The organism is Bradyrhizobium sp. SRL28 (assembly GCF_018596315.1).
Taxonomy (GTDB): Bacteria; Pseudomonadota; Alphaproteobacteria; order Rhizobiales; family Xanthobacteraceae; genus Bradyrhizobium.
In genome coordinates, this window is sequence record NZ_JAHEAG010000225.1 from 1 (window position 1) to 445 (window position 445).

Here is a 445-nt window from a genome sequence, read left to right on the forward strand (position 1 = left end):
GTCCACCACTTGCTGAACCGCACCAAGATAGCGCTCCAACAGGCCACGGTCGGCAAACGCCATCTGCGACACCAGCAGGTAGGGATCGCCCCGGCTGGCCAGCAGATGATGGAACAGGATGCCGTCCTGCAGCGGCGACAGGCCATAAATGTCCTGGATGTTGCCGACGCCACCAGGCACCATGGCGACGATCCGATCGATCTCGCCCTGCGTCAGCTCGATCAGCGGCAGCATCTGCGGCGTAATCGCCGTACTCTGCTCGGTGATCAGGTTGGCAGGCACCGCCACCTCGTGATGGCTGCCAAGGCTTGCGGCAAGATCGGCCAGCACCGGCCTGGCGAACAGGGTGCGCACCTCCACCCCGAGCGACAACCGCCGCAGCCGGCTCAAGAGCTGCACCGCCAGGAGCGAGTGGCCGCCGAGTTCGAAGAAGTGGTCGTGGCGC

General features: G+C 65.4%; 1 protein-coding gene. It reads right to left on the reverse strand.

Translation table 11 applies throughout. The features are described from left to right. Positions 1-445: phosphopantetheine-binding protein (locus tag KIP88_RS46100; protein WP_214494665.1), on the reverse strand; the 445-nt coding region annotated here is incomplete at both ends.